Annotated in this window: 13 protein-coding genes and 3 pseudogenes; 7 read left to right on the top strand and 9 right to left on the bottom strand. The window is 61.3% G+C overall.

Translation table 11 applies throughout. The features are described from left to right. Positions 1-9 precede the first annotated feature (9 nt). The 5 genes from MBR110_RS25885 to cynR all read left to right on the top strand — a co-directional run bounded on the left by MBR110_RS25885 (position 10) and on the right by cynR (position 3,523). Complete coding sequence (locus MBR110_RS25885; RefSeq protein WP_181709675.1) at positions 10-576, top strand: cupin domain-containing protein; 567 nt, start codon at positions 10-12, stop codon at positions 574-576. Positions 577-650: 74 nt separating this feature from the next. Next, positions 651-794, top strand: a complete 144-nt coding sequence (locus MBR110_RS25890) for a hypothetical protein (protein ID WP_155624606.1) — start codon at positions 651-653, stop codon at positions 792-794. 101 nt (positions 795-895) lie between these two features. Continuing rightward, positions 896-1,165, top strand: a complete 270-nt coding sequence (locus tag MBR110_RS25895; RefSeq protein ID WP_011880168.1) for a type II toxin-antitoxin system TacA family antitoxin — start codon at positions 896-898, stop codon at positions 1,163-1,165. Then, a complete protein-coding gene (locus MBR110_RS25900) occupies positions 1,162-1,650 on the top strand; it encodes a GNAT family N-acetyltransferase (protein WP_181709676.1) in 489 nt (162 codons plus the stop codon). The genes MBR110_RS25895 and MBR110_RS25900 overlap by 4 nt, the downstream gene beginning before the upstream one ends. A gap of 985 nt (positions 1,651-2,635) precedes the next feature. Then, complete coding sequence (gene cynR / locus MBR110_RS25905; RefSeq protein WP_059454739.1) at positions 2,636-3,523, top strand: transcriptional regulator CynR; 888 nt, start codon at positions 2,636-2,638, stop codon at positions 3,521-3,523. Positions 3,524-3,945: 422 nt separating this feature from the next. Here cynR and MBR110_RS25910 read toward each other — a convergent pair whose 3' ends face one another. The 8 genes and pseudogenes from MBR110_RS25910 to MBR110_RS32320 form a co-directional block, all read right to left on the bottom strand. Further along, positions 3,946-4,203: a hypothetical protein gene (locus MBR110_RS25910; protein WP_034192729.1), complete on the bottom strand. Its 258-nt coding sequence runs from the start codon at positions 4,201-4,203 to the stop codon at positions 3,946-3,948. Positions 4,204-4,633: 430 nt separating this feature from the next. Then, positions 4,634-5,113 (bottom strand): nuclear transport factor 2 family protein, encoded by a 480-nt coding sequence (locus tag MBR110_RS25915; protein ID WP_034192728.1) that lies wholly within the window; start codon positions 5,111-5,113, stop codon positions 4,634-4,636. Positions 5,114-5,208: 95 nt separating this feature from the next. After that, positions 5,209-5,679 carry a cyanase gene (cynS, locus tag MBR110_RS25920; RefSeq protein WP_181709677.1) on the bottom strand — a complete coding sequence of 157 codons (471 nt, stop codon included), beginning with the start codon at positions 5,677-5,679 and terminating at the stop codon, positions 5,209-5,211. A gap of 61 nt (positions 5,680-5,740) precedes the next feature. Then, positions 5,741-6,400, bottom strand: coding sequence for a carbonic anhydrase (locus tag MBR110_RS25925; RefSeq protein ID WP_059897347.1), 660 nt, complete (start codon positions 6,398-6,400; stop codon positions 5,741-5,743). A gap of 610 nt (positions 6,401-7,010) precedes the next feature. Further along, positions 7,011-7,403 (bottom strand): annotated as a pseudogene (locus MBR110_RS25930) (cupin domain-containing protein); the annotation flags it as partial. 114 nt (positions 7,404-7,517) lie between these two features. Next, complete coding sequence (locus tag MBR110_RS25935) at positions 7,518-7,925, bottom strand: DUF934 domain-containing protein (protein ID WP_034192726.1); 408 nt, start codon at positions 7,923-7,925, stop codon at positions 7,518-7,520. Further along, positions 7,922-9,712 (bottom strand): nitrite/sulfite reductase, encoded by a 1,791-nt coding sequence (locus tag MBR110_RS25940; RefSeq protein WP_181709678.1) that lies wholly within the window; start codon positions 9,710-9,712, stop codon positions 7,922-7,924. The genes MBR110_RS25935 and MBR110_RS25940 overlap by 4 nt, the downstream gene beginning before the upstream one ends. Positions 9,713-9,867: 155 nt before the next feature. Beyond that, on the bottom strand, positions 9,868-10,218 hold the full coding sequence (locus MBR110_RS32320; protein ID WP_175464249.1) for a hypothetical protein: 351 nt from the start codon (positions 10,216-10,218) through the stop codon (positions 9,868-9,870). Between MBR110_RS32320 and MBR110_RS32700 the strand changes: the two are divergent. Next, positions 10,102-11,353: pseudogene (locus MBR110_RS32700) on the top strand (DUF4158 domain-containing protein); the annotation flags it as partial. The gene MBR110_RS32320 and the pseudogene MBR110_RS32700 overlap by 117 nt on opposite strands. Positions 11,354-11,358: 5 nt before the next feature. On the opposite strand, the pseudogene MBR110_RS32330 reads toward MBR110_RS32700, so the two are convergent. Next, positions 11,359-11,495: pseudogene (locus MBR110_RS32330) on the bottom strand (ABC transporter permease); the annotation flags it as partial. Positions 11,496-11,769: 274 nt separating this feature from the next. On the opposite strand from MBR110_RS32330, the gene MBR110_RS25950 reads away from it, so the two are divergent. Then, positions 11,770-13,047: an acyl-CoA dehydrogenase family protein gene (locus MBR110_RS25950; protein ID WP_181709679.1), complete on the top strand. Its 1,278-nt coding sequence runs from the start codon at positions 11,770-11,772 to the stop codon at positions 13,045-13,047. Positions 13,048-13,227 lie beyond the last annotated feature (180 nt).

Below are 13,227 nucleotides of genomic sequence, written 5' to 3' on the forward strand. Positions count from 1 at the left end.
GGACACAAGATGAAGAAAAAGCGCCTGCAGTTGAATGTCGTCAACGTCGAAGATGTCGAGGCGGTCGATCACATGGAAGGGACGCACTGGGGCGGGTCTTACAAACCACTTACGCCTGTGCTCGACACGGTTCCCGGCAGAATCGGCGTGAATCTTTCACGCGTGCCGCCCGGCCGCACTGCCTGTCCGTTTCACACCCATGCGCGCGAGGACGAGGTCTTCTTCGTGCTGTCGGGACGCGGGGTGTTCCGCTATGGCGATACGCTGCGCGAAATCGGTCCCGGCGATTGCATCTCGTGCCCGGCAAGCAGCGGCATCGGACACCAGCTGGCGAATCCGTTCGACGAGGATCTGGTCTACCTGGCCATGGGGTTGAACGATCCGCACGAGGTCTGCACCTATCCCGACAGCGGCAAGGTGATGATTCGCAGCCTTAAGACGGTCGGCCGGATCAACACGGTGGATTACATGGACGGCGAAGCGAACGTGCCGCAGATCTTCACGATGCACACGACAGCCGGTCCCGCACCGAGGAAGCGCAAATCGTCCGGCAGACAGAAAAGCAAAAAGGCCTGACGAATCGGTGGGGTTGCGGGCGCCGCCGCACAGGGGGCGCATCCGGCGTAAACCGGCGACCAAGGAGCCACTTTATGCCACGCAAACGCAAGGAAGAAGTGACGATTGAACCGGGCAAGGGCTTGAACCTGGACCCGGAACTGATCAGACAACTGGTACCCGGAACGCTGGATCGGGAGACGCTGCCCCAAGCGCCGTTTCACGGGAGTACGCATTGACCGGCGCCGGCTTCGATACTCGCGAATGCCCCCGGCAATTTTCCGTACAATTTGACGAGCCCGGCAAATTTCCGTACAGTAGCGCAAGGAGGTAACACCTTATGGCTACTACTCGCTTTGAAGCACGCGTCGAGACCGACGTGCTGGCGGTGATCCGCCGGGCCGCCGAGATCCAGGGGCGCACGATGTCGGACTTCGTCGTGTCCGCTGCGCGCGAAGCCGCGCAACGCGCCATTTCCGACGCGGACTTGATTCGCCTGTCGGTGGCGGATTCGGAGCGCTTCGCCGCGGCGATTCTATCGCCCGCCAAGCCCACGGACGCCTTGCAGCGGGCACTGGGTCGTCATGACCAGTTGCTGCGTAACGAGTGACCGGTCCGCAGCTCACGGTGGCCGTGCTCGACGCAGCCCATGATCGAGCCGGTTTTGAATGTGGCACGCCGGCGCTTGACCGCTACTTGCGCGAAACGGTGACGCAGGACGTTCGCCGTCGCGTCGCCGCGTGCTTTGTAATGCTTGACGGCAATTTCGTTGCTGGCTATTACACGCTGTCAGCCGCCAGCGTCGCGTTGGCGGATTTGCCCCATGAAATAGCGCGCAAGCTGCCGCGCTATCCCACGATTCCGGCGGTGCGCATGGGGCGACTGGCCGTTGATCGCCGGTATCGGGGCAGGGGGCTGGGTGCCGCTTTGCTGGTCAATGCGCTGCGGCGCGCGACCAGCTCGGAAATCCCGGCCGTCGCGTTGACCGTCGACGCGAAGGACGAGGGCGCCGCGGCGTTCTATGGCCACTTCGGCTTCCAGCCCCTCACGCACGACCCGTTGGCATTGTTTTTGCCGTTGGCGACGGTCAAGTAGGGTAGAGCATTGAATCTGTCGCGACGTGAGCTTGTCCAGCTTATTCTCGAGATAAGCGGAGGGCTGACTGGCGCCATATCTACGATCCTCAACGAAGCACCAGAGTGGGCGATCAGGAGCGGTGACGAGTGCATCGATATCGCTCGCCTTGCACGAGTTGCCCGCGCGCATGTTTGACACCCCCTGGCCGTGGCCCATCGCACCTCGGCCCTTCCTGGAAGAGGCGTTTGGTAGCTGGTTGGGTCGAATCGCGGCGCGGTATCAGACGAGCGTGGACTGGATCTGGGAATCGGGCACAGGCGTAGCGATGCCTAGCCTGACCAAGGCCGGCTGGATCCTCGTTCCCCCCAGTTCCATCCCCAACCCTGTGCCGTCTATCTCGCGTAGCGCGGCTCAACGACGGCATTCTGCGCATGATCCAGACGCCGCATGAGTGGGTCTTCGGCCGGAAGTACTTGGTGTATTGCTTCAGATGTCTTGTTCTGAACGACGCCGATGTCACTGCATCACGGTGGAAGAGGGAGTGGCTCGATCCGTCAGCCGACTACTGCCGGGTGCACCACAGCCTGCTCGAGACTGTTCCGCAATCGATTTTTGCCAGAGCTCCGAATTTCGATGCCGCGCTGCTGGCGATATCACGTTATCGATGCCCACGCAGAAAGGAACCGTCACGCAGCTTTGGACCTGCGCCTTGTTGACGCGCCTTCTTCGATTCTCGCCAGTACACGCTTGCCGGAATCCACCACTGTCGAATCATGTGTCACCAGATAGCGCACAATCATGCCTTCCACAGAATAATTTCATTCAGTACCAGCGCCCTAACGGGCCGGTTCGGCGTCTCCGCAATCCGTCGACGATCTCCTTCACGATCAGCTTCAATGTGTGCGTTGATTCGATGCACCAAGGATGGACGCGACTTTCAATAGTGTCAAAGTCTGGTTTGCGATAGAGTCGATAGGAATGACCAATAGATGAGGGGGTGCCCGTGCTGCTCCGTCACATCCGCTACTTCCTTGCAGTGGCAGAACAGAAGAATTTCACGCGCGCTGCCGAGGCACTTCACGTATCGCAGCCGACCTTATCGCAGCAGATCCGGCAACTCGAGGACACCTTGGGAACACTGCTGTTCGACCGTTCCGGCAGAACTGTTCACCTGACCGACGCGGGAGAAGCGTGGATGCGTTACGCCAAACTCGCGCTGCAGGACCTTGACGCAGGGGTGAGGGCGATACACGACGTGGCGGAGCTGAGCAGGGGTAGCCTGCGTTTCGCAGTAACGCCGACCTATACGGCATCCTTGGTCGGGCCGATCGTCGATGACTTCCATCAGCTGCATCCTGGCATCAGAATCGATATTCGCGAACTCACGCAGGACCAGATGGAGGCGCAGCTTGCGGACGACAAGCTCGATATCGGTGTTGCATTCCATCCGGCCTTTTCGGCCGACATAGAAAGCCAATCGCTTTTCGAGGAGACGCTGAGCTTGGTAGTCGGCCACAGCCACCCGCGTGCGTCGCGCCGCAGGGCACTCGCGGGGCGTGACTTTGGCAAGGAACCGTTGGTGTTGTTGAACGACACGTTCGCGACGCGCCGGTTCATCGATGAGCATTTTGCGCGTCACGCGATTCGACCGCTTGTCGCAATCGAAGTGGATACCATCGGTGCAATCGTTGAAATCGTGCGTCGCGGGCAGCTGGCGACGGTTCTCCCTGATCACATCGCACGCGTGCAAGAGGGCCTGCATCCCGTGCCGCTCGATCCACCTCTGCCGACGCGCACGGCCGCCGTTTTAGAGCGCAAGGGTGGGTATCGCACCGCAGCAAGCAGGGCGTTCTTAAAGCTGCTCACTGATCGGTTCGGGAAGTCGACCTGACCTTCTCCGACATCGACGGTGTCGAGTAGTTGAGAGACTTGCATCGGAGCTGATGCAGCGTGAGCGGATTTGCCTACGACAGCGGTTTTTGCCGAGATCATCGACAGGAAACCCGCTTTTGATGACCCGTCGCGGCCTCGGTAACGATCCAACATTTCAGTGGCGAGCGGCCTTGCCGCCGCTGCGTTAGCATGCGCGTCGATCGCGACACCTTCATCGCAGGGCGCTTAGCCAAACCGTCAACCCCGTGCTTGATGGCTGTAGATCCGGCCGCGTCAGCAAATCCGACGTGGGCTCTGGTTGAAGAATTATTCACGATCGAATTCGCCGTGATCGTTAACGCATTGAGTGCTGCAACTGACGATCCACTGGACAGAGACACATCGAGGCGACTCGCTTCGCCGCAGCCGCTTGGTCTGGCGTCACGAGCCGTGGAAGACCGTGTCGTCCAGGCGTTGCAGAGTACCGTCCTGCCCGGCCTTGATCATGTCGTTGATCACCTCGCCGCGGGTCATTGCGCGCTGAGCTTCCGGCGCCGCATTCCGCTGAATCAACGGCGCAGCAGAGTGGTAACCCGGTGAAGCCGCTTCTGCGGAAGATGCAGCAAGCGCGGTCGTGGCGGAAGCAGCCAGCGTGAGTGCCGACAGGACGTAAGAAATGTGACGGATTCTCTTGTTCATGATGTTTCCATTTCCTTGTTTCGATAAGGTCAGTTTTACTAATGGTAGTGCTGTCGCGGTTCGAAGACTCTGCTAACAGTGACCATAGATTCAGCTAGCGGGAAAACCAGCGCCGCCGCCGTTAGAAAACCCTGAGAGCGACGGTCTCCTCGTCTCCGCACGCGATGCGCGTCGGGTAACAGAAGGGGGATGTCCGGGCGAAGGTTTTGCTATTGCGCCTTCATGTCGGATGTGGTTCACGAGGCAGCGGATCACTTCCTCAGCTAGGCCTTCGTCGGCCCGAAGTAGCGGAGCCGCCAGACGAGATTCGCGCACCACTCGACACAACCAGTAGTACCGTTGAACTTCAACACACGCCCAACAATCCGTTGTGCTTTGCCACGAGATTGTTGGGCGCGAACCGCTCATTGCGGCTCTAACGCGCCGGGCGTCAAAGTCCCAACTCGCTCAGTCCCGGATGATCGTCCGGCCGACGGCCCAAGGGCCAGTGATACTTGCGCTCGGACTCTTTGATCGGCATGTCGTTGATACATGCATAGCGGTGTTGCATGAGGCCGTCCTCGCTGAACTCCCAGTTCTCGTTGCCGTAGGAGCGGAACCAGTTGCCCGAGTCGTCATGCCATTCGTAGGCGTAGCGCACGGCAATGCGATTGCCGCCGAATGCCCACAGCTCCTTGATCAGACGATACTCGTGCTCCTTCTTCCATTTGCGCTCGAGAAACGCCTGCGCTTCCGTGCGATTGTTCGCGAACTCTGCGCGATTGCGCCATTTCGTGTCGAGCGAATAGGCGAGCGCGACCTTGGCGGCATCGCGCGAATTCCAACCGTCTTCTGCGAGACGGACTTTCTCGATGGCCGTCTCCAGCGTGAACGGCGGAAGCGGCGGACGAACTGCTGCGGATGAGGTCATTTCGGATCTCCTTGTGGGGGACAGCGCGTTGTTGGTGCTCGACGTGGAGCGCGGCACCGGTGCTCAGTAAGAACTTTCGTCTTTGCATCATGGGTTCAGAACGGCTTGGTCGGCAGATACTTGCCGTCGAGCGTGACGACGGCACGCTCGCCGCCTTCCGGGTCCGGAACCTTCTGGATATCGAGTTTGAAGTTGATCGCGCTGATGATGCCGTCGCCGAATTTCTCGTGAACCAGCGCCTTCAACGTCGAGCCGTACACCTGCACCATTTCGTAGAAGCGGTAGACGGTCGGATCGGTCGGCACGCCACCCGGAATGCTGCCGCGCACGGGAATGGTTTGCAGCAGGCGCACGGCGGCGGCGTCGAGCCCGAGGCGTTCGGCGACGAGCTTCGCCGCATTCTCAGACAGCGCATGCTGACCGAGCAGCGCAGCCGTCGTGTATGCGAGGCTCAGGCCCGTGCCTTCGTTGATGGCTTCGAACGTGAGGTTCTTGCGCACTTTCGCGTCGACGATCGTTTCGGTCAAAGCTTCGCGCGCGTTCGGTGTGACTTGCGATTGGGTCATGATGTTGCTCCTTGAGAAAATCAACCTGGTGAGATCGGCCGTCGGTTTGACGAGCCGGGAATCAGAGCGCAGCCACGCACTCGGCGGGCGTCGCGGTGACATCGGGATGCGCGGCGAGCGGCACGAACTGGCGAGTCGCGGCGTCGAGCGCGTCGATCGAGCCGGATTCGATGTCGTAGACCCATCCGTGCAAATTGAGGCGGCCTTGCGCAAGTCCCAGTGCAACGGAGGGATGGGTCTTGAGGTTGTCGAGCTGCGCGATGACGTTCTCGCGCACCATCGAGTCGACGCGCTCGCGTTCGCCTGCATGTTCACGCGCCTGGTTGACGAGCTTCGCCGAGTCGGCGTAGCGCAGCCAGTTCGCGACGGCGGGCATATGGTCGAGGCCCTTGCACGTTGCGACGGCCGTCATCGCGCCGCAGTCCGAGTGGCCGCAGATCACCACATCCGTCACGCCGAGCGCGGCCACTGCATATTCGACGGTTGCCGACACACCGCCCGGCTCGGGACCGAACGAAGGCACGATGTTGCCGGCGTTGCGGATCACGAACAGGTCGCCCGGTTCGCGCTGAGTGACCAGTTCGGGAACCATGCGGCTATCGGAACAGGAAATGAACAGAGTGCGCGGCGTCTGGCTGGTGGCCAGCTTGCGGAACAACTCCCTGCGAGCGGGCATGATGTCCCGTTGAAATTTCAGAAAACCGTCGATGATCTCTTGCATGGTCAGCTCCATTCAGTCTGGCGTTCGTCGCCGCGTCGGTCAGTGCGATGCGTTGAACAGAGAATGGACCTGTTGCATCATAGTGTCCAAGACGGGTTTATGATGCCAACCATAGGCAAGACCAATTGTTCTCGGGTGCGAGGAAATTCGCCATGCTGTTGTGGGCTATCCGTTACTTCCTGGCCGTCCCGGAACACCGCTATTTCACGTGCGCCGCCGAGGCACTGCACGTTTCGTAGCTCCCGCGGTCGGAGCAGATACGTCAACTGGAAGCCACGCGGCGCACTGAGCGAACTGCTGAGTGGATTCAGCATCGCTACGCGTGCCGCTGACGCGACGCGTCTGAAAGGCCCGCCGCGAAGCGAAGACTTCCCGCGCACGCCGCGAGGTGTCTTTACCAGGTCGTTGAATTCGACGGGCACCGGCTCGATATCCGGCTCAAAGGTCGTGATGCTCGATCAGCCCGGTTTTGCCCGAGAGTTCGAAATCAAATCGAACCCGTTTGGCTGCTGGTAATCATTGACGTATGCCATAGCCGAGCGTCAGGCCGCGCGTGTAATGTCGGGAGCGTTACGCGGCGGTGCCGCCCGTATGAACGGCGAGTTGCGCCCTAACTGGACCACGTTTGCGGGAACGATCGGAATGAATGCGGCTTCGCGCCAGCGCGGTCGAAGCGGGACCCGGCATTGCGCAGATCGCCGCAGCCGCCACTCGCCCCGAGCTCGAGGAGCGACACGATCGCGTGCGACACGGTGGAGTGCAACCCGATGAAGCCGCAGGCGAGGGCGACGCTACCGTCGACAGACGGGGCGAGCGGTTGCAACGACACGCGTCGCTCGAGCGGGCGGCTGCCACCGACGGCGCAGGCCCGCTGGTCAACCAGGCTCGGCGACAATCCGTGCGGCACATCGGGCAGCAGAAAAACGACTTTACCAGCGGCAAGCGGGATGCTGCCGCGCCTGTCGGCATAGTGAAGCCACGCGGACCCATGCAGGATGATGTGGAAGCTCGCCTTCGCGCAACCGGCGGTCGATGCCTGCCAGTTGCTGCAATACTGGGAAGAAGATCAAATTGCCGAGCGATCTCGCGTCGTGAACCCACATGAAGCAGTAGTCGTTCAGCGATCTACGTCCTTCTCACGATAGGGTGCAGCACGGGTGACATCGCCCTGATAGAACGCCGCAAATCGTTCCAACTGCCGCCGGGCCGCTTCGCTGTCGGAGCCCTCCTTCAGTACCGCACTCGAAAAACCCATGCGCTCCATCTGCTGCAATTGGTCGACGAGAACCTCACCAGTGGCCCGCAAGTCGCCCTTGAAGCCGAGCCGTCGGCGCAGGTAATAAGCCTGGCTATACGCTCGCCCGTCAGTAAACGACGGGAAATGCAAATCGACGCGCGTCGCGGTTGCGATCTGGAGCGCGTACACGCGCGGGTCGGCATCGTTCGGCAACGTGAGTACGGATGGGGCGGCGTCGGCGGCATGTTCGCCCGCGTCGAGAAGACGAATGCGTGCAACGGCGTTCATGCAAGAGTCTCCGCGGTTGTGCGAGCCGCATCGGCAGCCGACTTGAACGGTTCGAGTCCGACCCGGCGCAACGTTTCGATAAAGGTCTCGTAGCGTTCGCCCGACCGCGCACGTAGCGCCAGATAACAATCGAGCACCGCCTCGACGGCATCGGTTATTTCATGTGCCGCGAACGACGGGCCGATGACCTTGCCGGGCCGTGCAACGCCGCTGCGCGCGGAGCCGTCTGCTCCACCCAGTGTGATTTGGTACCACTCGGCGCCGTCCTTGTCGACGCCGAGGATGCCGATATGCCCGCTGTGATGATGTCCACACGAATTGATACAACCGCTGATGTGGAGGTCGATTTCGCCGATGTCATTCAGTTCGTCGAGATCCTGGAAGCGCTCCATGATGCTTTGCGCAACCGGTAGCGACCGAGCATTGGCGAGCGCGCAGAAGTCGCCGCCAGGGCACGAGATCATGTCAGTGAGCAAATGTACATTTGCGCTTGCGAGTTGCACGGCAACCGCCGCGTGCCAGAGCGGGAGCAAATCGTCGACATGAACCCAGGGCAGCACGATATTCTGGCTATGGGTGACGCGTGCTTCGCCTGCCGAGAAGCGATCCGCGAGCTCTGCGATCCGTTCGAGTTGCTCTGCAGACGCATCTCCTGGTGACTGCAATGGTCGCTTGAAGGAGAGGGTGACGATACGCAGCGACGGATCGCGGTGTGATGCGACGTTACGCTCGAGCCAGCGCGCGAAGTGGGGAGACTGCCGTGCAGTTGCCGTACGCACACCGTCCGATTCCGGATCGGCGGGGCGAATCGCGGCCACCTCGGGCGGCACCGCGAAGTACGACCTCATGCGATCTAACTCTGCCTGCGGGATCGTATGGGGCCCCCCGTCACAGTCCACGATTTGCCTGAATTCCTCTTCGACCTCGTCGATGAAACGCTGGCCTTCAGCCTTTGCGAGGATCTTGATCCGAGCTTTGTATTTGTTGTCTCTTCGGCCGAACTGGTTGTACACGCGGACAACGGCCTCGATGTAGTTCATGATGTGCCGCCACGGAAGGAATTCGCGCAGCACGACGCCGATCACCGGCGTTCTGCCCATGCCACCACCCACCAATACGCGAAATCCAAGTTCGCCGTCCTCGTCTTGGACGAGTCGTAGTCCGACGTCGTGCCAGCCCGTTGCCGCACGGTCCTCGGTGGAGCCGGAAATGGCGATCTTGAACTTGCGCGGCAGGAATGCGAACTCAGGATGCAGCGTCGTCCATTGGCGCATCAGTTCTGCAAAAGGCCGCGGATCTGCAATTTCGTCCGGCGCAACACCTGCTCGCTCGTCGCAGGATATGTTTCGGATGCAGTTGCCGCTCGTCTGTATGCCGTGCATGTTGACGGTTGCGAGAAGATCCATCACGTCGGCGGCTTTGGAGAGCGGAATCCAGTTGTACTGGACATTCGTTCGGGTCGTGAAGTGCGCCTGATGCGTCGGCAGGCGTTCGGTGCCAAGTTTACGCTGGGCATCAAGCGCTCGACGGTAGACTTCGGTATCAGGCTCGTCGTACTCGCGAGCAATGCGTGCCAAAACGCGAATCTGCGCACTTGAGAGTTCGCCGTACGGAACGGCGACACGCAACATCGGAGCGTGACGCTGCACGTACCAACCGTTTTGGAGACGCAGTGGCAGAAACTCTGCGTCACTGAGTTTGCCACTTTGCCAGCGCTCGATCTGATCGCGAAACTGAGCGGCGCGATTCGCCACGAAGGCCTTGTCGAATTCGTTGTAACGATACATGGTGGCTGCAGAAATGCCGGGATCCGGTGGACATGGAGCGTTCACGTTATCGTGCCCCGGAATGCAGTTAAAGCAGCAGACGACACTCAAACGAGCGTAGCAGTGTGAGATAGTCGAAAAGCTGACCCGTGGTCGACATTACAAAGCACCGTTCGTCATTCGTAAGCGGTAGATTGGCAGTCACATTGGGGGTAATCGTCCTTTTCGTGCAAAATCTGGCGGTTTCGCCGCAAAGCCTTCTGTAGCAAGGCCTTGCGGTCGATTCCGGCTACCGTCGGCAGTCCCGGCCGCGATCTGCGGTAAGCTACGTGCCCGCAATTTTCAATTGCGACCGTGACGGGAGGCAGCAGATGCCAGGCCTGGAATTTCGGTATGTGGAGCAAGATCGCTTGCCCGCGCGACTGTCGGAGTTCGACGTCCAGTGCTACTTCGCGCTGAACGACAGCGACGTAGCTGCGATCAACGAACGTTTCCGGCGCGATCGTCGCGCGGGCGCCGCCGTTCAACTGGCTTTCTGCGGGCCAGCGGCCACACGCAGGACCACGTTGGCACCCTTCCACGGCAACTGTTGCGCTATGTCGGCGAGCGCCTCGGTCTGCCGACGCCGTCGATCGCATCGCTGCGCGCGCTCTACCAACGCTACAAGACTCAATACGAGCACCAGGTGTGGGCGTGTGAATGCCTCGGCCTGACGTCGATCCGCGCTGACCAGTGGACCGGCCTCGGAACATGGATGCGTCAGGATGCGGCCGAATCGCTGACGCTCGACGAACTCGTCCAGCATGCGCATTACTGGCTGTACGAGCGGCGACTGTTGATTCCTGCCGAGCGAACGCTGCGGGATTTGGGGCGAGCGATCTGGGTGGAGGCCGAACGCGGTCTGCTCGCCACGATTCAGGCGACCGTCAGCGACTCCGAATTGATGCGCGCCGATGCGGTCTTGTCCACGCAACACGGCACGTCAGGAATGACCGTGCTCGAATGGCTGAAGACGCCGCCGGCACGGCACAGCCCGTCGACCATTACCGAAACACTTTCGCAGGTCCGTTTTCTCAAGTCACTCGGCACTCGTACGTGGAACTTGGACGCGGTGCCGATCGAGAAGCAGCGTGCCTATGCACAGTGCATACAGGCCCGGCGTCCCGCCACGGTTCGTGAGCTCAAGGCGTCGACGTGCACGATCGAGCAGATCATTTTCTGCACTTCACGCTGCTGGAGTTGACCGACGCGCTGCTCTACCAAACGGGTCGCCGCGTGTCCGATCTCGTTCGGCACGTCTACGATCGGACGACTGTCAAGCACGCCCGGTCCGCTGTCGAGTACGGCCAGCAGCTGATGTCAATCAAGGTGCTCGTCAACGATATAAGCCGCTCCGCAGAAGAACGGCTCGACGACATTGGCAAGTTGCTGGAGGATCTGTCAGACAAGCCGCCGACGAGTCACGCAGCCAGCGTTCGCGAAACGCTGACCGACGATCATCATCGCATCCGCAACCTGCTGGTGCCGTTACGCGAACTGGAGCTGTCCGGCAGGGAGGCTGAGCCGAGCCTGCAGCAGCTCGAACTCCTCAGCTCACTGCACGACCGCGGCGTGACCGAACTCCCGTCCGACTGCGAGGTGCCAGTAAGCGCAAGCTGGCGGAGACCAGCCGGCACCAGCACGACCCACAAGATGCTGATCGTGAGCCGGACCCCGTTGAGCAGCGGCCCGGCGATGGCCGGCAGCATGATGTGGATCAGCGGTTCACGGCGGTCGCCGCCAGGCTTGAGCCGAACTGCAGCCACTACCGCTCGATCTGCGTGGGCGCGCCGGCGGAGTATGCGTGGTAATAGCTGCTTTGACATTTGCAGCATGCCAATAAGTCGATATCGTCAGGCTGATAAATATATACGGACCTTTGCCCGCCAAACAGCAGCATGTCAGCATATTTGCTGATTAATCAGCAGCGCTGCAATCGAATTCGGGTGATCTCAATGCGGTTCCGGTGATGGTGCGTGATGGCACGGCTTCTGCTTTAGTCCTGGCATTGCAGCCATTTCTGATCTGCTGGAGCCAATATGACCGCATCAAATCACCTTAAATCCGTCCAGTCTTTCGATTCGCAATTATCGACAGGCACGGATTATGAGCGCCTGGCAGAACGCTTTCGCCCGATTTTCGCTCGTATTGCAGATGGTGCGCTCGAACGCGAGCGTTCTCGCATGCTGCCGTATGAGCCGGTCGAATGGCTCCGAAAGGCGGGGTTCGGCGCCGTGCGAGTGCCCGTCGAACGAGGCGGTGCGGGCGCGTCGTTGCCGCAACTGGTACAGCTGCTCATCGAACTGGCCGCCGCCGACTCGAACGTGCCGCAGGCGTTGCGCGGGCACTTCGCTTTCGTCGAGGATCGGCTCAATTCCGAACCGGGTGCTGCGCGCGACGAATGGTTCCGCCGCTTCGTCGCGGGTGAACTCGTCGGCAACGCGTGGACCGAGGTCGGCAGCGTTGCAATAGGCGATGTGATCACACGCGTGCGGCGCGATGGCGACGGCTGGATTCTCGACGGGGAGAAATACTATTCGACGGGCAGCATCTTCGCGGACTGGATCGACGTATTCGCGCGCGACGAAGACGGCCGGGACGTGATCGCGGCCGTGCGAACGAACCAGCCCGGCGTGCAACGCAGCGACGACTGGGATGGCTTCGGCCAGCGCACCACCGGTAGCGGCACGACCCGCTTCGACGCGGCACGCGTCGAAGCGGAGAACGTCATCGACTTCGCGACGCGCTTCAAGTACCAGACGGCGTTCTACCAGCTCGTGCTGCTCGCGGTGCTTGCGGGTACCGGACACGCCGCGCTACGCGACATCGCGCGAGAGGTGGGCGCACGCAAGCGCATCTTCAGCCACGGCAATGCGCCGTTGTTCGCGCAGGACCCGCAGATCCAGCAGGTGGTCGGCGAGGTCGCGGCGCGCGTATTCGCGGCCGAGGCGACGGCGGTGCGCGCGAGCGAGGCGGCGCAGCGCGCATACGAGGCCCGCTTCGGAGGTGACGAGCAGGCCGAGCACCGGGCGAACGTCGACGCCGAACTCGACTCCGCACGTGCGCAGATCGTGGTCTCGGATCTCGTGCTGCGCGCGACGACCGATCTGTTCAACGCGCTCGGCGCATCGGGCTCGAGCGTCGCGAAGGGGCTCGATCGCCACTGGCGCAATGCGCGCACCGCGGCCTCGCACAATCCACTGGTGTTCAAGGCGCGCATCGTCGGGGACTGGGAGATCAACGGCACTGAGCCGCCGTATGTCTGGGCCATCGGCAGCGGACCGGCCGCGCAGGGCGCTTCCCAGGCCGCCGCCTGAACCGGCGTAGGGAGCGGCACGGATGCATCCCGCTGCCGTTCCCGGACGCGACAGACCGTTGCATCAGAAACGATTGCTGCATACCGGGCAAGTGTCCGGCATGGTTGCTTGTCGGTACGTATGCGGATCAACGCCGATCGGATATCGATCGTGCCTTACGTAATGCCGCCGTTTGAACGC

This window comes from Burkholderia sp. MBR-1, from assembly GCF_013822785.1.
GTDB classification, from domain to species: Bacteria; Pseudomonadota; Gammaproteobacteria; order Burkholderiales; family Burkholderiaceae; genus Burkholderia; species Burkholderia vietnamiensis.